General features: G+C 71.2%; 14 protein-coding genes. 5 read left to right on the top strand and 9 right to left on the bottom strand.

Annotated features, from left to right (window positions below):
* Positions 1–39 precede the first annotated feature (39 nt).
* The 7 genes from QYS60_RS09780 to QYS60_RS09750 all read right to left on the bottom strand — a co-directional run bounded on the left by QYS60_RS09780 (position 40) and on the right by QYS60_RS09750 (position 10,157).
* Positions 40–1,479, bottom strand: coding sequence for a sugar porter family MFS transporter (locus QYS60_RS09780; protein WP_371383015.1), 1,440 nt, complete (start codon positions 1,477–1,479; stop codon positions 40–42).
* Between the two features lie 139 nt (positions 1,480–1,618).
* The gene (locus QYS60_RS09775; protein ID WP_371383014.1) at positions 1,619–3,724 is read right to left on the bottom strand and encodes a 3-hydroxyacyl-CoA dehydrogenase NAD-binding domain-containing protein; all 2,106 of its coding nucleotides are present in this window, start codon (positions 3,722–3,724) and stop codon (positions 1,619–1,621) included.
* A 2-nt stretch (positions 3,725–3,726) separates the two neighbouring features.
* Positions 3,727–4,935 carry an acetyl-CoA C-acyltransferase gene (locus QYS60_RS09770; RefSeq protein WP_371383013.1) on the bottom strand — a complete coding sequence of 403 codons (1,209 nt, stop codon included), beginning with the start codon at positions 4,933–4,935 and terminating at the stop codon, positions 3,727–3,729.
* A 339-nt stretch (positions 4,936–5,274) separates the two neighbouring features.
* Complete coding sequence (locus tag QYS60_RS09765; protein ID WP_371383012.1) at positions 5,275–6,513, bottom strand: HRDC domain-containing protein; 1,239 nt, start codon at positions 6,511–6,513, stop codon at positions 5,275–5,277.
* 100 nt (positions 6,514–6,613) lie between these two features.
* Complete coding sequence (locus QYS60_RS09760; protein ID WP_371383011.1) at positions 6,614–7,990, bottom strand: wax ester/triacylglycerol synthase family O-acyltransferase; 1,377 nt, start codon at positions 7,988–7,990, stop codon at positions 6,614–6,616.
* 100 nt (positions 7,991–8,090) lie between these two features.
* Positions 8,091–9,503 carry a wax ester/triacylglycerol synthase family O-acyltransferase gene (locus QYS60_RS09755; RefSeq protein ID WP_371383010.1) on the bottom strand — a complete coding sequence of 471 codons (1,413 nt, stop codon included), beginning with the start codon at positions 9,501–9,503 and terminating at the stop codon, positions 8,091–8,093.
* Between the two features lie 78 nt (positions 9,504–9,581).
* Entirely contained in the window at positions 9,582–10,157 is a 576-nt protein-coding gene (locus tag QYS60_RS09750) for a DUF3000 domain-containing protein (RefSeq protein WP_371383009.1), read from the bottom strand.
* Positions 10,158–10,273: 116 nt separating this feature from the next.
* Here QYS60_RS09750 and hemE point away from each other — a divergent pair, with 116 nt between their 5' ends.
* The 4 genes from hemE (at position 10,274) to QYS60_RS09730 (ending at position 15,843) form a co-directional block, all read left to right on the top strand.
* Entirely contained in the window at positions 10,274–11,371 is a 1,098-nt protein-coding gene (hemE, locus tag QYS60_RS09745) for a uroporphyrinogen decarboxylase (RefSeq protein ID WP_371383008.1), read from the top strand.
* The gene (locus QYS60_RS09740; RefSeq protein WP_003935554.1) at positions 11,368–12,726 is read left to right on the top strand and encodes a protoporphyrinogen oxidase; all 1,359 of its coding nucleotides are present in this window, start codon (positions 11,368–11,370) and stop codon (positions 12,724–12,726) included. Before hemE ends, QYS60_RS09740 begins: the two co-directional genes overlap by 4 nt.
* A 5-nt stretch (positions 12,727–12,731) precedes the next feature.
* Positions 12,732–13,427: a hydrogen peroxide-dependent heme synthase gene (gene hemQ / locus QYS60_RS09735; protein ID WP_371383007.1), complete on the top strand. Its 696-nt coding sequence runs from the start codon at positions 12,732–12,734 to the stop codon at positions 13,425–13,427.
* Positions 13,428–13,557: 130 nt separating this feature from the next.
* A complete protein-coding gene (locus tag QYS60_RS09730) occupies positions 13,558–15,843 on the top strand; it encodes a molybdopterin guanine dinucleotide-containing S/N-oxide reductase (protein WP_371383018.1) in 2,286 nt (761 codons plus the stop codon).
* Positions 15,844–15,962: 119 nt separating this feature from the next.
* On the opposite strand, the gene QYS60_RS09725 is transcribed toward QYS60_RS09730, so the two are convergent.
* A complete protein-coding gene (locus QYS60_RS09725) occupies positions 15,963–16,925 on the bottom strand; it encodes an L-lactate dehydrogenase (protein ID WP_193788780.1) in 963 nt (320 codons plus the stop codon).
* A gap of 66 nt (positions 16,926–16,991) precedes the next feature.
* On the opposite strand from QYS60_RS09725, the gene QYS60_RS09720 reads away from it, so the two are divergent.
* Positions 16,992–17,717 (top strand): HAD family hydrolase, encoded by a 726-nt coding sequence (locus QYS60_RS09720; protein ID WP_371383006.1) that lies wholly within the window; start codon positions 16,992–16,994, stop codon positions 17,715–17,717.
* Here QYS60_RS09720 and msrB read toward each other — a convergent pair.
* Complete coding sequence (gene msrB, locus QYS60_RS09715) at positions 17,680–18,108, bottom strand: peptide-methionine (R)-S-oxide reductase MsrB (protein ID WP_289379342.1); 429 nt, start codon at positions 18,106–18,108, stop codon at positions 17,680–17,682. The two genes, QYS60_RS09720 and msrB, sit on opposite strands and share 38 nt — an antisense overlap.
* Position 18,109 lies beyond the last annotated feature (1 nt).

The raw sequence follows: 18,109 nt of genomic DNA, 5'->3' as shown, positions 1-18,109 counted from the left end.
CGGTCCACCGCGTATGCGATGGCCCGCCCCCTCGACTGCTCAGCCTGCTTCCTCGAGGGTGCGCCCGCGCGTCTCCGGCACGAACTTGAGCACCAGTGCGAGCGAGAGCGCAGCCATCAGCGCGTATCCGGCGTAGGTGAAGGACAGGTTCCAGTCGGCCAGGGCCGGGAACGTCGCCGAGACGAGGAAGTTCGCCACCCAGTTGGACGCGGTCGCGATGCCGACGGCGACGGCGCGCACCCGATTCGGGAACATCTCGCTGATGAGGACCCACACGACCGGGCCCCACGAGAGGGCGAAGAAGAAGACGAAGGCGTTGGCGGCCAGCAGGGCGATCGTGCCGTTGGTGTCGGACAGGGTCGCGACCCGCTCACCGTCCTCGTTGACGACGAACGTCGCCGAGTGGAAGCACACCGCGGCAGTGCCCAACGAGAGCGCCATGCCCACCGAGCCGACCAACAGCAGCGGCTTGCGGCCGATCTTGTCGATCACGGCGATGGCCACGAAGGTGCCGACGATGTTGACCAGCGCGCTGACGACGCTGATGAGCAGGGACCGATCCTCACCGAAGCCGACCGCCTGCCACAGCGTCGACGAGTAGTAGAAGATCACGTTGATGCCGACGAACTGCTGCAGAGCCGCCAGCGCGATGCCGACATAGATCAGCCCGGCCACGCCCAGCCGCCGGGTGAACACGTCCCGTACTCCCGGCCGGGCGGCCTCGAGGTGCAGGGTCTCGCGGATCGTGGCGATCCGCTCGGAGACGGCGACCTCGTCGCCGCCCTCGACCGTGGCGATGATGCGACGCGCCGTGTCCTCCCGGCCGATCCGAACCAGATACCGCGGAGACTCGGGGATCGGGAACGTCATGATCAGGTACAGCGTCGCCGGGACCGCGCCGAGCGCGAGCATCCACTGCCACGCCTCGATACCGAGCAGTTCTTCGCGGGCACCCCCGGCCGCCGCGGCCAGCGCATAGTTGACGAGCTGGGAGACGGCGATACCGAGAACGATCGCGAGCTGGTACATCGAACCGAGCCGGCCGCGAATGGCAGCGGGCGAGATCTCGGCGATATAGGCCGGGGCGATGACCGAGGCGAAGCCGACGCCGACGCCGCCGATGGTGCGCCAGAAGGTCAGGTCGTAGATGCTGAACGGGAACGCCGACCCGAGCGCCCCGACGAGGAACAGGACCGCGGCGATCTGCATGACCCGGATCCGGCCGAGCCGGTCCGCGACGCTGCCGGCAATCCACGCGCCGATCGCCGCGCCGACCAGCGTCAGCGACACGGACAGGCCGATGGCGCCGGCTCCGACCTCGTAGCGGTCCCGGATGGCCCCGACGGCGCCGTTGATGACGGCGGTGTCGTACCCGAACAGGAATCCGCCGAGCGCGGCCACGGCAGCGAACAACACCGCGCGCGCCACCGTGTGCTGCTGTTCGAGCCTCGAATGGGGGAGGTGGGAACTGTCGGTCACAGGCTGGACGGTACGCCTGACGGTGCACCGAGGGGGCCGCTTCGGCGGGCACCGTGGCCGGGGCGATACGCACCGACACGCCCCGCGGTCCGCAGCGGAGTGTGCGGACCGCGGGGCGCCGTGACGAACAACCGGGGTGTCAGACGCTCGCTACTCCCGGGGCGAGGAAGCGTGCGCCGTTGACGGCCTCCGAGGTGCCGGTGCGATCCAGGTACGGCGTGATGCCCCCGTTCCAGAATCCGAAGCCGCCGCCGAGGATCAGGCACAGATCGATGTCCTCGGGAGCGGCGACGACGCCCTCCTCGAGCATGATCCGGATCTCCTCGGCGAACGCGCGACGGGTCCGCTCGAGCACCTCCTCGGCGGTGGAGGGCCTGTCGCCCTGCGGCCACAGCGCGGCGACATCCGGGTCGACGACCTGCTTGCCGTCGACGTACGTCCACACCCCGGGCTTGCGGGCCTCGACGAGTGCCTCGAGGCCGGGGGAGGAGACGAAGCGCTCGGGGTAGGCGGCCTGCAGGGTCTCGCCGGTGTGCAGCGCGACGGCCGGGCCGACGAGCGCGAGCAGGGTGAACGGGCTCATGGGCATGCCGAGTGCGCCGACGGCGTTGTCCGCCACCTCGAACGGGGTGCCCTCGTCCACGGCGGTCATGACCTCCCCGAGGGTGCGGGTGACGAGGCGGTTGAACACGAATCCTGGCTTGTCCGCGCACAGCACGGCCGACTTCTTCAGCGCCTTGGCGGTGGCGAAGGCCGTGGCCAGGGTCGCATCGTCCGTCTGCACCCCCTTGATGATCTCGAGCAGCGGGAGCACAGCGACGGGGTTGAAGAAGTGGAAGCCGACCACGCGCTCGGGGTGCTTCAGGTCCGCAGCCATCTCCGTGATCGACAGCGAGGAGGTGTTGGTCGCGAGAATCGTCTCGGGCGAGAGGTGCTGCTCGAGGTCGGCGAACACCTGCTTCTTGACGTCCATGTTCTCGAACACGGCCTCGATGACGAAGTCGGTGTCCGCGAACGCCGCCTTGTCCAGCGAGCCGGACACCAGTGCCTTGAGGCGGTTCGCCGCGTCGGGCGAGAGCCTGCCCTTGCCCTGCAACTTGTCGATCTCGGTGTGGACGTAGCCGACGCCCTTGTCGATGCGCTCCTGGTCGATGTCGGTGAGGATCACCGGCACCTTCAGTTGCCGGACGAACAGCAGCGCGAGCTGGCTGGCCATCAGGCCCGCACCGACGATGCCGACGCCGGTGACCTTGCGGGCCAGCGACTTGTCCGGGGCGCCCGCGGGACGCTTGGCGCGCTTGTTGACCAGGTCGAACGCGTACAGTCCGGCCCGCAGCTCGTCGGACATGAGCAGGTCCGCCAGCGCCTCGTCCTCGGCGGCGAAGCCGGCCGACAGCGACTGCGGGTCACCGATGTCGGTGTTGCGGGCGAGCTCGAGCAGCTCGATCGCCCGGGCGGGGGCTGGCGCGAAGCCGCGGGTCTTGGCCGCGACGAGCGCCCTCGCCCGGTCGAGGGCACTGTCCCAGCCGGTGCCGCGGTCGATCTCGGGCCGGGCGGGGGTGATCTGCCCGGTGAGCACCTTCGCGGCCCAGGCCAGGGACTGCTCGAGGAAATCCGCCGATCCGAACACCGCGTCGGCGAGGCCGATCTGCTCGGCCTGTTGCGCGCGGATCACCTTGCCGTTGTCGAGCGGATTCTGGAGGATCAGGGTGACGGCCGCGTCGGGGCCGATGAGGTTCGGCAGCAGCTGCGTGCCGCCCCAGCCCGGGACCAGGCCGAGCATGGTCTCGGGCAGACCGAGCGCGGGCACGTTGTCGGCGTAGGTGCGGTAGTGGCAGTGCAGCCCGACCTCGAGGCCACCGCCGAGCGCGAGCCCGTTGACGAACGCGAAGGTCGGGACGGCCGACTCGCGCAGCCGCCGGAAGACCCGGTGGCCGAGCCGGCCGAGTTCGACGCCCTGCTCGCGGGTGGTGATCGCGGGCACGCCCTTGAGATCGGCACCCGCGGCGAAGATGAAGGGCTTACCCGTGACGGCGACGGCGGCAGGCTCGGCGGCGAACGCCTCGTCGAGCGCGGCGTCGAACGCCGCGAGGCCGGCAGGGCCGAACGAGTTCGGCTTGGTGTGGTCGAACCCGTTGTCCAGCGTGATCAGCGCGACGGGACCGTCGATGCCGGGCACCCGGAGGATCTTGGTGTAGGCGTTCGTGACGACCTCGTCGGTGAACAGGGACGAAAGCTCGCTCATGACTACTTGTCTCCCTCGAAGTTGGGGTTCTCCCAGATCACGGTGCCGCCCATGCCGAGGCCGATACACATCGTGGTCAGGCCGTAACGCACCTCGGGGTGCTGCGCGAACTGCCGGGAGAGCTGGGTCATCAGGCGCACGCCGGACGAGGCGAGCGGGTGGCCGCACGCGATGGCGCCGCCCCACTGGTTGACCCGCGGGTCGTCGTCGTCGATGCCGAAGTGCTCGAGGAAGGCGAGGACCTGCACGGCGAAGGCTTCGTTGATCTCGAACAGACCGATGTCGTCGATGGTCAGTCCGGTGCGGGCCAGGACCTTCTCGGTCGCCGGCACCGGGCCGATGCCCATCACGGCCGGATCGACACCCTGGAAGGCGAACCCGACCATGCGCATCCCGATCTGCAGGCCGAGTTCGCGGGCGGTGTCCTCACCGGCGAGGATGCAGGCCGTCGCGCCGTCGTTGAGGCCGGCGGCATTGCCGGCGGTGATACGGCCGGCGGGACGGAACGGGGTCTTGAGCGTCGCGAGATCCTCGAGCGTGGTGCCCGGGCGCGGCGGCTCGTCCTCGGTGGCCAGGCCCCATCCGGTCGCGGACCGGGTCGCGACGGGTACGAGGGTGTCGGCGAGGTGGCCGGCCTTCTTCGCGGCGTCGTACTTGTTCTGGCTGGCGACGGCGTACGCGTCGGTGCGGGCCTTGGTGATACTCGGGAAGCGGTCGTGCAGGTTCTCCGCGGTGTTGCCCATCACCAGGGCGCTGGGGTCGACGAGCTTGTCGGCGAGGAAGCGGGGGTTCGGGTCGGCGCCCTGGCCCATCGGGTGGCGGCCCATGTGCTCGACGCCGCCGGCGACGACGACGTCGTACTGGCCGAAGCCGATTCCGGAGGCGGTGGTGGTGACCGCCGTCATAGCGCCCGCGCACATCCGATCGATCGCGAAGCCCGGCACGGTCTCGGGCAGACCGGCAAGGATCGCGGAGGTGCGTCCGATGGTCAGGCCCTGATCGCCGGTCTGGGTGGTCGCGGCGATGGCGACCTCGTCGATGCGCGCGGGGTCGAGCTGCGGGTTGCGGCGCAGCAGTTCCCTGATGGTCTTGACGACGAGGTCGTCGGCGCGGGTCTCCGCGTAGATGCCCTTCGGGCCCGCCTTCCCGAACGGGGTGCGTACGCCGTCGACGAAGACGACAGTGCGTTGAGTTGTGGTGGTTGACGCCACGCGTATTCCTCCCGATGGAGCGATGCTCGCCGACGTGGGCGAGGCCAGGGTTCCGGGAACATCCGGCGCCGGGCAGCCCGGACGCCAACGTGTTACCGACCGGTAACTTACCACCTGTGTCCGCGGCTGCGGGAGGGGTGCGCCGAGGGTCGTCGGTCTGCGGGCACGACCGCACGGCCGAGGGGCGTGGATGGTCGTGACCGGCGATCCGGCCCGTGGCAGCCCTCGGCGCCGATTCCGGGCGGCTACGGCGGCGGCGTGCGCGCGCTCGGGTACGAGACGGACGGCGACGATCGCGGCGGCGCCGAGCTCGACCGTCGCGAAGGAGGGATCCGGGGGTCAGTCCGCGGACAGCGCCTTCGCCAGCCGCGGCACCGTCAGTTCCCGTTGCCAGGGCCGTGCCCCGTCGGCGGCGAACCGTTCCTCGATGTACGCGACGACGTCCGCATCGGTCGGCACCTGCCACTCCCAGCACAGCCGGCGCACCATCTCGGGGCCGACCAGATTCTCCACCGGCACCTGCACCTGCTCGCTCAGCTCGGCGAGCGCGGACCGGGCCGCGGCGAGCCGCGCCGCGGCCTCGGGGTCGTGCCGGGCCCAACGGTTGGCCGGCGGCGGACCTGTGAACGGCTGGGTGACCGGGGGCAGCTCCGATTTCGGCAGTGCCCGGGCCCGTTCGATCGCGCCCAGCCATATCCGCGACAACCGGCGCTGACGGGGGCCTCCGAACACCGGCAGGGCGCGCAGCTCCTCGACCGTGCGAGGTGCGGCCTCCGCTGCGGCGACGATCGCGGAGTCCGGCAGTACCCGTCCCGGTGCTATGTCTCGCCGTGCCGCGAGTTCGTCTCGCGCAGTCCACAATTCACGCACGATCGCGAGCCGGCGCGGATCCTTGAGGGTGTGGATCCGGGAGGTGCGGCGCCAGCGGTCCGGCTTGGGGGCGGGGGGTCCGGCGCGACGGATGTGCTCGAACTCCTGCGCCGCCCAGTCCGACTTGCCCTGCCGCTCGAGCTCGTCCGCCATCGCGTCCCGGAGCTCGACGAGGATCTCGACGTCGAGTGCCGCATAGTTCAGCCAGGCATCGGGGAGCGGCCGGGTGGACCAGTCCGCCGCCCCGTGCCCCTTTCGCAGTTCGAAGCCGAGGGTGCGTTCGACGATGGCGGCCAGCCCCACTCGATCGAAGCCGGCCAGTCGTCCGGCCAGTTCGGTGTCGTAGAGCACCGCAGGCCGCAGCCCGAGCTCGTCGAGGCCGGGTAGGTCCTGGTCGGCGGAGTGCAACACCCACTCGAGATCGTTGATCGCCGATGCGAGCGGGGTGAGCGCGCCGGCCGTCGGGATCGGGTCGAGCAGTACCGTGCCGGCGCCGGCGCGACGCAGTTGCACGAGGTAGGCCCGCGCGGAGTAGCGGAATCCCGAGGCGCGTTCGGCATCGACGGCCAGCGGTCCCCGGCCCGCGGCGAGCGCCTCCGCGGCCGCGGCCACTCCGGCGGCCGTGGTGACGACCTCGGGGACACCGTCCCGTGGGGTCAGCAACGGGACCGTTGCCCGCGCGGGCTCGTGCTCGTTGGCTACCGACATGCTTCGTGACTCTATCCGGATGGCGGAAACAGGGGCGTCGACCCGGTCAACGGCGCGGTCCCCGCGTCGATTCCCGGGGTGACGAAAGGCACAGGGCGGGTCATCGTGAGTTCTCGAGTTCCTCGAGCGCCGAGGGGAAGCCGTCGACGAGTGCCCAGAGGTCGGGAACCAGCTCGGGGCACGCGAGCACGCCGACATCGAGCGTGCCGGACAGGGACATCACGGTGACGTTGAGTCCGACACCGTGGAAGATCGGCCCCAGCGGATACATGGCCCGGATCCGCGCGCCCAGAAAGTACAGGGGCACGGCGGGGCCCGGCACGTTCGACACCACCAGGTTGTGCACCACGGGGTGGCGTTCCGCCAGCCGCAGCGACGCGTACATGCGCATCGCGGTGCCGAACACCGCCGGCGCCATGAACTGCGTCCAGTCCTGCAGCAGGCTCGCGCCCAGTGCCGAATTATGTTCTTTGGCAGAGGCATTCGCATCGGCAATCGCGTGCAATCGCTCGATCGGATCCACGATGTGGGTGTGCAGGCTCGCGAACATCGGCGAGACCTGATTGCGCCCGGGCCGGTCCGACGTGCCGCGCACCGACACCGGGACCATGCCGATCAGCGGGGAGTCGGGAAGTTCGTCGCGCTCGGTGAGGTAGCGGCGCAACGCCCCGGCGCACACCGCCATGACGACGTCGTTGACCTTCACGCCGTGCTCGTCCTTCACGGCCTTGACCCGGCCCAGATCGAATTGCGTGAACCCGACACTGCGGTGGCCGGTGATGGTGCCGTTGAAGGATGTGCGCGGCGCGGTGAACGGCGCCGGCATGGCCTCGCCCCGCCGGGCCCGGGTGATCCACCGGGGCAGCAGTTCCACGGTCTTGGGCAGTGCTCGTACCAGACCCAAGGGGCGGGTGGCGACGTTGAACAAGCCGCCGAGGGCGATCTCGAGCGCCGACCCCCCACCGGCACCGTCGGCGACCGGATCGGGGCGCGGTGCATCGGGTTCGAGACTGCACAGCTGGGCCACGAGTTCGGCGCCGGTGACGCCGTCCGCGCCCGCGTGGTGAATCTTCGTCATGACGGCGACCGATCCGTCCTCGAGCCCCTCGATCACTGTCATCTCCCACAGGGGCCGGGAGCGGTCGAGCGGCTGCGCAGCGATGTGCCCGCACAGTTCCGCGAGTTCCTCCCGGCGCCCGGGCGCCGGGACCGCGACCCGGTGCAGGTGCCGGTCGAGGTCGAAGTCCGGATCGTCCACCCACACCGGATGGTCGAGATTGAACGGGCTGTCGGCGATCTTCTGCCGGAACAACGGCACGGCCGGAACACGGGCGGCGAGTCCGGCGCGGAGCGTCTCGAAGCGGTATCCGCCCGGGACCGTGGTCGGGTCGAGGATGATCAGTCCGCACACGTGCAGCAGCTGCGTCGGCGTCTCGAGGTACAGGAATCCGGCGTCGAGGCCGCTGAGTCGATGCATGCCCTCATGGTAGAACGAGTTCTAGAATCTGCACGGGAACGATCGCTCCACGTGCGCGTACCCCCGGGCGGCCGGTGCTCCGCGGGTTCCCGGGCGGCGGTCAGCCCGGCGAGGCGAGCGGGGCAGGCGGCGTGCCCGGCGCCCGGTCGGCCAGCTCCGCGAGCGCGGCCGGGAAGCCGCCGGCCAGCTGCCACAGGTCCGGGAGCAGGTCCGGGCACGACTGCAGACCGAAGTGCAGGCCGCCGTCGAGCGACATGACGGTGATGTTCAGACCTGCGCCGTGGTAGATCGGCCCGAACGGGTAGAGCGCGGTGATCCGCGCGCCCAGGTAGTACAGCGTGTCCTTCGGGCCGGGGATGTCGGAGACCACGAGGTTGTTGAGCACGGGGAGCACGTCGGGCAGCCGCAGCGCCGAATACAGCCGCAGCACTGCACCGAATGCCGCTCCCGGGGTCACCTGGCCCCAGCTGCCGAGCAGATCCGGGTCGAACGTGGCCTGATGCGCCTTGGCCGCGGTCTGGTCCGCCGCCACGGCGTGCAGCCGCACCACCGGGTCGGCGATCTCGGTGTGCAGCCGCCCCATCAGTACCGAGATCTGGTTGCCGGCGTCGCCCCGGGCGCGTCCGTGCACCGAGACCGGGACGGCCGCCAAGAGGGGAGAGGCCGGCAGCTCACCGCGGCCGTCGAGATACCGGCGCAGAACCGAGGAGCACAGCGCCAGCACGACGTCGTTGACCGTGACGCCGAACGCCCGCTTGACCGCCTTCACGGCCGCAAGATCCAGCGTCACGAACGCGACGTTGCGACGGCCGGTCACGCGGCGGTTGAACGACGTCCGCGGCGCCGTGAGCGGAACCGCCATCGCCTCTCCCCGCCGGGCCCGGCCCACCCAGCCGGGCACCAGGGCGGCGCCGGACCGCACCGCCCGGGCCAGGTCCAGCGGCCGGGCGGCGAGATCGGCGATGCCGCCCGCAGCGACGCTCAGTCGGTTGCCCCCGCCGACGCCGGGCGACTCGGGTTGCGGGGGCGGCGCCCCCGGTTCGAGGTCGCACAACTGCGCCAGCAGGGTCGCTCCGGCGAGGCCGTCCACCACGGCGTGGTGGATACGTGTCAGCACCGCGACCGAGCCGTCGGCCAGTCCCTCGAACACCGCGGTCTCCCACAGCGGCCCGGACCGGTCGAACCGCCGGGCGAAACGCTGCCCGCAGAGCACGGCCAGTTCGGCGGCGGTGCCCGGTTGCGGCACGGTGAACCGGCGCAGATGCCTGCCGACGTCGAAAGAGGGATCGTCCACCCACACGGGGTGGCCGGGATTGAACCGGGAATCGACCACACGCCGGCGCAGCAGCGGCACTGCCGCGACCCGCGCCGCCAGGTCGGATCCCAGCCGTTCGAAGGAGTAGCCACCCGGCACGGTGGAGACGTCGAGCAGGGCGAGGCCACCGATCTGTACCGGCAGCCCCGGTGAGTCGGTGTAGAGGAGCGCGGCGTCGAGCCCGCTGAGCCGCCGCATGCCTCGATCATAGGACCGCGAAGTGCCCGGTACACCCGATCCAGGCCCGTCGCGGACCCGGGCGCCGACGGTGACGGTTCAGTGCTGCAGCCGCGTCACACCCGCCGGGGGCAGCCCCGCCGCATACGCGAGCACCTCGCAGAACGCCTCCACGTGCGGGCCGAGTTCGGCGGACTGCGCGGTCCACGCGGCCCGCAACTCCAGCTGATGCGCCCGGGCCGGGCCGGCGATGTCTCCGAAGCGCACCGAACTCGTCGACGTCACGGTGCCGCCGAGCGCCGTCAACGGCTCGCCGTGCGCGTCGAGCGCATCGACCAGCCAGCTCCAGGCCACCTCCGGAAGCAGAGGGTCGGCAGCCAGGGTGGCGTCCACGTCCGCCTGGATGTAGGCGACGAGCCGCATGGTGCCGTTCCAGGCCTCGTCGCCCTCCGGATCGTGCAGCAGGATCAGCCGGCCGAACGCGTCGCCCTCCGACTGCTCGGGCACCAGGTCGGTGTCCGGATGCAGCACCTCCGCGCCCAGCGCATAGCTGTACGGAGCCAGTCGTTGCGGCGGCCGGATCGGACCCACCTCGATCTCCGGCCGCACGGTGGCCGCGTTCATCGAGTCGATGGCCGCGCGGAACTGAGCCGGCTCGGCGGGCGAGGTGGTCACGACAGCGGACGTTAGACCGGGTGACCGGGGCCACGCGGGAGGCGCGCCGATTCCGGCGGGGTGGCCGGGCGTGGCAGCATGGGCGGCGACCTGTGCCCCTGGACGAACGAGGATCGATGACCGGCCTGGAGAACACGAACGTCGGCTCCACCCCGCGTGTGGAGTACCCGACGCGGCGCCAGCTCCCGCAGGCGCCCCTGCTCGCCGCTGCGCGGGGACACGAGCCGGCGCACCGGCCCGTGTGGTTCATGCGGCAGGCCGGTCGCTCGCTTCCCGAGTACCGGGAGATCCGGGCGAACATCGGCATGCTCGAGTCCTGCTTCGATCCCGAGCTGGTGTGCGAGATCACCCTGCAGCCGGTGCGCCGCCACCGAGTCGATGCCGCGATCCTGTTCTCGGACATCGTTGTTCCGCTCAAAGCCGCGGGAATCGACCTCGACATCGTAGCCGGGACCGGACCGGTGATCGCCGACCCCGTGCGCACCGCGGCGGACGTCGCGAAGCTGCCGGCCCTCGAGCACGACGAGGTCGGTGCCGTCGCACGGGCGGTCGGGCTGCTCACCCGCGAGCTCGGCGACGTCCCGCTCATCGGTTTCGCCGGGGCGCCGTTCACCCTCGCCTCCTACCTCGTCGAGGGTGGTCCCAGCCGTAACCACGAGCGCACCAAGGCGCTCATGCACGCCGAGCCGCGCACGTGGCACGCCCTGCTGGGGCGGCTCGCCGACATCACGATCGCGTTCCTGCAGGCCCAGCTGCACGCCGGCGTCGACGCGATCCAGCTGTTCGACTCGTGGGCGGGCGCGCTGTCGCTGGCCGACTACCGCGAGTTCGTGCTGCCCCATTCGGAACGGGTGTTCGCCGAGGTCGAGTCCGCGGGCGTGCCGCGCATCCACTTCGGCGTCGGCACCGGCGAGCTGCTCGGCGCGATGGGCGAGGCCGGCGCCGACGTGGTCGGCGTGGACTGGCGGGTACCGCTGGACGTCGCCGCCACCCGGGTGGGGGCCGGAAAAGCATTGCAGGGCAACCTCGATCCCGCAATCCTGTTCGCCGGACCCGACGTGGTCCAGGCCGAGGTGCGGCGCATCGTCGCCGAGGGGGACCGCGCGCGTGCCGCGGGCGCCACCGGGCACATCTTCAACCTCGGGCACGGCGTCCTCCCGGACACCGACCCGGACGTCCTCACCGCGGTCGTCGACCTGGTGCACTCGTTGTGAGCGGTGCACCGAGCGTCGCCGTCGTCGGGGGCGGGATCACCGGTCTCGTCGCGGCGTACCGGCTGCGTCGCCTGCTCGGCGCGCACGCCCGGATCGTCCTGCTCGAGGGCGCCGAGCGGCTCGGCGGAAAGCTGCACACCGTGCCGCTCGCCGGCGATCCGGTCGACGTCGGGGCGGAAGCGTTCATCGCTCGCCGCCCCGAGGTCCCGGCGCTGCTCGAGGAGCTGGGCCTGAGCGACCGGATCGTCCACCCGTCCGGGGCCCGGCCGCTGATCTACGCCGGCGCCGCGCTGCACCCGTTGCCCGCCGGCACCCTGATGGGTATCCCCGCCGACGCCGGGTCGCTCACCGGTCTCGTCGACACCGAGACCCTCGCGCGAATCGCGGCCGAGCCCACCGTCCCGCTGCGCTGGGACCGCACCCGCGACGTCTCGGTGGCCGACCTGGTGGCCGACCGGTTCGGTGAACAGGTGGTGCGCCGCTCCGTCGACCCCCTCCTCGGCGGCGTCTACTCCGGACTCTCCGACACCGCAGGCGTGCGGGCCACCCTGCCGACCCTGGCCGCGGCCCTCGACGCGGGGGCCCCGAGCCTGAGCGAGGCGGTCGCCCGAGCCCTGCCGGAGCCTTCGGACACGCCCGTGTTCGGCACCCTGCGCGACGGCTACGGCACGCTGCTCGACGCGCTCGAGAAGGCCGCCGACGCCGAGGTCCGGCACGTTACCGCGGTCGGTCTGCGCCGCAGCGGCGACCGCTGGGACCTCGACCCGATCGGATCCGTGGACGGCGTCGTCCTCGCGGTGCCCGCCGACCGCGCCGCCGAACTGCTCACCGACGCCGTCCCGGCGGCAGCAGCCCAGGCCGCCCGGATCCCGCTCGCGTCGTCGGCGGTGGTCGCGCTGGCACTGCCAGACGGTGCCGCACTGCCGCAGAACTCGGGGATCCTCGTCGCCACCGGCGAGGATCTGTCCGCCAAGGCATTCACCCTGTCGAGCCGCAAGTGGCCCCACCTGGCCGGGCGCGACGTCGCGCTGGCTCGCGCGTCGTTCGGCCGCTACGGCGAGGCCGCGATCGTCGACGCACCCGACGACGAGCTGATCGCCCGCGCGCGCGTCGACCTCGCCACCGTCACCGGTGTCACCGACGAACCCGTGGCCGCGTTCGTCCAGCGCTGGCACGGGGGCCTGCCGCAGTACCGGGCCGGGCACCTCGACATCGTTGCGGCGCTCGAGGACGCGGTCGCCGCCGTCGACGGCCTCGAGGTCGCCGGCGCGATGCTCCACGGCGTGGGCGTGCCGGCATGTGTCGCATCAGGCACGACGGCCGCGACACGCCTGGCAACCCGAGTGGCAGGATGAACGGTATGGCACGTCTCGACTACGACAAGCTCAATTCCACCCTGCGCTACGCGATGTTCTCGGTGTTCCGGGTCCAGCCCGGTGCCCTCGGCGACGACCGCTCCGCGGCGATCGAGGACGCCCAGAAGTTCTTCGCGGCCTACGACGGCACCGATCTGGTCGTGCGCGGCATCTACGACGTCGCCGGGGTGCGCGCCGACGCCGACTTCATGATCTGGACGCACGCCGAGCGGCTGGAGGATCTGCAGAAGCTGTACGCCGATTTCCGCCGTACCACCGTCCTCGGCCGCACCACCACCCCGGTGTGGTCGAACGTGTGCCTGCACCGGCCGGCCGAGTTCAACAAGAGCCACCTGCCCGCCTTCATCGCCGGTGAGGAACCCGGCAACTACGTGTGCGTCTACCCGTTCGTGCGGTCGTACGAGTGGTATTTGCTCCCCGAGGCCGAACGTCGCCAGATGCTGGCCGACCACGGCAAGGCCGCCCGTGGCTACCCGGACGTGCGGGCCAACACCGTGCCCGCATTCGCACTGGGCGACTACGAGTGGATCCTCGCGTTCGAAGCTCCCGAACTCGATCGCATCGTCGACCTCATGCGCGACCTGCGTGCCACCGAGGCCCGCATGCACGTGCGCGAGGAGACCCCGTTCTTCACCGGTCCGCGCGTCGACCTCGACAAGCTGATCACCGCGCTGCCCTGACGCCCGCCGTCACCCCCGGATGTGCCGTCCCCGCACGGACTCCGGGGGCGCCTTCGGCTCGCCGGAAGGACGTGATGCACCCCCTGGCAGACTGTGCACCATGAGTTCTCGGACCGTGCGGTACCAGCACATGGCGCACTGGGGGATGTTCGAGGTCGAGACACACGACGGCGACGTCAGCGCCGTGCATCCCTTCCGAGGTGACGCAGATCCGTCACCGATTCTCGACAACGCCGTGGGCTCGGTGCGGCACCGCTCGCGGGTTGCGGGACCAGCGGTGCGCCGCGGCTGGCTCGAGCACGGGCCCGGGCCGAGCGATCGCCGCGGCAACGACGAATTCGTCGCGGTGTCCTGGGACGAGCTGACCGAACTCCTGGCCGGGGAGCTGCAGCGCGTGGTCGACACGCACGGCAACCGGGCGATCTTCGGCGGTTCGTACGGGTGGTCGTCGCCGGGCCGGTTCCACCACGCGCAGAGTCAGGTGCACCGATTCCTGAAGATGCTCGGCGGCTACACCCGCTCGGTGCACAGCTATTCGCTCGGCGCGACCGGCGTGATCATGCCGCGCGTGGTCGGCACGCACTGGAAGCTGTTCGCCCGCGCGACCCACTGGGACGTCATTGCCCGCGACACCGACCTGATGGTGTGCTTCGGCGGGGTGCCGCTCAAGAATACGGCCGTCAACGACGGCGGCACCAGCAACCATCCCACCCGGGGGGCGCTCGACGCGCTGCGCGCCCGCGGCGGGACGGTCGTGTCCGTCAGCCCCCTGCACGACGATCTGCACGGCGCCGCCGAACGCCTCGCGCCGCGGCCCGGAACGGACGTCGCGATCATGCTCGCCCTCGCCTACGTGCTCGCCACCGAGGGCCTCGCCGACCGCGACTTCCTCGACCGCTACTGCGTCGGCTACGACAAGTTCGAAGACTATCTGCTCGGCCGTACCGACGGCATCGCCAAGACACCGCAGTGGGCGGCCGCCCTGTCCGGGCTGCCCGCCGAGACCCTCGCCGCGCTGGCGCGGCGCATGGCAGCCGGCCGCACCCTGATCACCGTCACCTGGTCGCTGCAGCGGGTCCGGCACGGTGAGCAGGCTCCGTGGGCGGGCGTGACCCTCGCCGCGATGCTCGGCCAGATCGGGCTGCCCGGCGGCGGGTTCGGTCACGGCTACGGCTCGATGAACGAACCCGGCATCGCGCCCGTCCCGTACCCGCTCCCGACCCTGTTCCAGGGCGACAATCCGGTCGGCGACCTGATTCCCGTGGCCGCGATCTCCGACCTGCTGCTGCGGCCGGGACAGGAGTACGACTTCGACGGCCGGCGCCTGACGTACCCCGACATCCGGCTCGTGTACTGGGCCGGCGGCAACCCGTTCCACCACCACCAGGACCTGGGCCGGCTGCGCCGCGCCCTGACGCGCCCGGACACGATCGTCGTGCACGACCCGTACTGGACGCCGACGGCCAAGCACGCCGACATCGTCGTGCCGTCCACCACGTCCCTCGAACGTGAGGATCTCAGCTGCACCCGCAACGACCCGCTGCTGGTCGCGATGCACGCCGCCGCCCCACGCTTCGCCGACGCCCGCGACGACTACGACACGTTCTCCGCGCTTGCGTACCGTCTGGGCTTCGGGGACCGGTTCACCGAGGGCCGCACCGCCCGGCAGTGGCTCGAGCACCTGTACGAGCAGTGGCGGGGATTCGTCCTTGCCGACGACGCCCGCGTCGAATCCCCTCCGGAGTTCGACGAGTTCTGGGTGCGCGGACACGTGCGGATGCGCACCGAGGACGAGCTGACACTGTTCGAGGAGTTCCGCGCCGACCCCCAGCGCAACCCCCTGCGTACCCCGAGTGGGCGCATCGAGATCTTCTCCGCCGACATCGACGGCTTCGGTTACGACGACTGCACCGGGCACCCTGCGTGGTTCGAGCCGGAGGAGTGGCTCGGCGGCCCCCGCGCGCAGCGTTACCCCCTGCACCTGATCGCGAACCAGCCCAAGACCCGCCTGCACAGTCAGCTCGACCACGGGGGCGTCAGTCAGGCCTCGAAGATCCGCGGGCGCGAACCCGTCCGGATGCATCCGGACGATGCGGCGGCCCGCGGTGTGGCGGACGGCGACGTCGTGCGGGTGTTCAACGACCGCGGCGCGTGCCTGGCCGGCGCCGTCCTCGACGACGGTCTGATGCCCGGGGTGGTGCAGCTGGCCACCGGCGCCTGGTACGACCCACTGGACCCGGCCGATCCCGGCTCGATGTGCGTGCACGGCAATCCCAACGTGCTCACCGCCGACGTGGGCACTTCGAGTCTGGCCCGCGGCTGCACGGGCCAGCATGTACTCGTGCAGATCGAACGCTTCGACGGAGACCTGCCACCGATCCGCGCCTACGACCCGCCTGTGATCCGCACCCGCTGAGCCGCCGGTTTCCGCCCGGGCCGATCGGGTTCCCGTACGCCGAGCGTTCCCGCGCCGAGCGAATGTGTCCCTCGCTCCGAGGAGCTGGACGATACATCCGCTCGGAGGCGGGCTCGTAGTCACAACCCCAGCGAGCGCTGCACCTCGCGCAACGTCTGTGCCGACGCCCGCAACCCGTCGGCCTCGTCGGGTGCGAGGGGAATCTCGAGTACCCGGTCGGCGCCGCGGCCGTCGACGATCGTCGGCAGCGACAGGCACACTCCTTCGACCCCGTGCACGCCGCGCTGCAGCGTGGAGACCGGCAGCACCCGGTGCTGATCCCGCAGCACCGCCTCCACGATCCGGGCAGTGGACAGGCCGATGGCCAGGTTGGTGGCGCCCTTGCCCTGGATGATCTCGTACGCGCTGCGAACCACCTGGGTGGAGATCCGCTCCCGGACCGCCGCGTCGAACACCGCCACACCGTTCTCGTCGCGGTACTCGGTGGCCGGAACCCCGCCCACCGTCGCGCTCGACCACAGGGTGATCTCCGAATCGCCGTGCTCGCCGACGATGAGCGCGTGCACGTTCTCCACCGCGATGCCGACGTGCTGCGCGACGAGGAAGCGCAACCGCCCCGAGTCGAGGACCGTGCCGGACCCGAGAATCCGCCCGCCGGGGGCGTCCGTTGCGCGGATCGCCGCATACGTCACCACGTCGACGGGGTTGCTGACGAACAACACCACCGCGTCGGGGGACAGCGCGAGTAGCGCCGGTGTGAGTTCCTGGGCGAGGCGCACGTTCGCGGCCGCCAGCTCGAGCCGCGACTGGCCCGGCTTCTGCTTGGCGCCCGCCGTCACGACGATCAGATCGGAGCCGGCGGTGACGGCCGGGTCGTCGGCGCCGTCGATGCGGCACGCGGGGGCGAACTGGGTGCCGTGGTTCAGGTCGAGCACTTCGGCCCGCACCTTGGCGGTGTTCGGATCGAACAGGGCCAGCGAATCCGCCGAACCCCGGATCAGGCACGCGTAGGCGACGGCGGTGCCGACGCTGCCGGCGCCGACGATCGAAACCTTGGACTTGGACGCACGGGTCGTCGACATGGACACGATCGTCGTCGCTCCGCGCTCGATCCGCAGCCCGACCGTGCAGCCGTTAGCCTTCGAATCATGAGCGCTCAACCGTTCGACGCCGTGCTGTTCGACTTCTCCGGCACGTTGTTCCGGCTCGAGGAGGACGAATCCTGGCTGGCCGACATCACCGACGAGCGGGGCGAGCCCTTCGACGTGCACCGGCAGGCCGAGCTGATGCGCCGGATGACCGCCCCGACCGGCCAGCCCGTCGAGATGGACGCCGCCGAACATCACGCCTGGATCAACCGCGACCGGGACCCCCGCTGGCACCGGGACGCATACCTGACGGTGCTGCGCCGTTCCGGAGTCGCCGACGAGGAGCAGGCCCTCGGCCTGTACAGCAAGCTGACCGATCCGCGCTGCTGGACGGTCTACCCGGACACGGTGCCGGTGATCGAGGCGCTCGCCGGCGAGGGTCTCGCGATGGCCGTGCTGAGCAACATCGCCTTCGACATCCGGCCGGCGTTCGCGGCGCTCGGCATCGACGATCTGGTGTCGGAGTTCGTGCTCTCGTTCGAAGTCGGCGCGGTCAAACCGGAGCCGGAGATCTTCCGGCACGCCACCGACGCGCTCGGGGTGTCCCCGGAGCGCACCCTGATGGTGGGTGACAGCGAGGAGGCCGACGGTGCGGCCCGCCGTATCGGGTGCTCCTTCGCCCTGGTCGAGCCGCTGCCCACCGCCGAGCGTCGCCGGGGACTGTGGCGAGCCCTGTTCGCGGCGGGCCTCAGTCCTTCGGAACCAGGCGCAGGGAGATCGAGTTGATGCAGTACCGCTGATCGGTCGGAGTCGGGTACCCCTCGCCCTCGAACACGTGCCCGAGATGGCTGTGGCAGGACGCGCACACGACCTCCACCCGGCGCATGCCGAGGGACGTGTCGGAGCGCAGGATCACCGCGTCGCTCGACGCCGGGTCGAAGAACGAGGGCCACCCGCAGTGCGAATGGAACTTCTCGGTGCTGCGGAACAGTTCGGCGCCGCAGGCGCGGCACTCGTACACACCTTCGGTCTCCGTGTCGGTGTACTCGCCGACGAAGGGCCGCTCGGTGCCGGCCTGCCGCAGCACCGCGTACTCCGCGGGGGTGAGGCGGGTCCGCCATTCGTCGTCGCTGAGGGATACCTTCGGCGCGGGTTCGGTGGGGACAGCGTCAGCCATG

Origin of the sequence: Rhodococcus sp. GXMU-t2271 (genome assembly GCF_041414735.1) — a bacterium.
In the GTDB taxonomy this organism is placed as follows: domain Bacteria; phylum Actinomycetota; class Actinomycetes; order Mycobacteriales; family Mycobacteriaceae; genus Rhodococcus; species Rhodococcus indonesiensis.
This window is presented reverse-complemented; position numbering and strand designations above follow the sequence as displayed.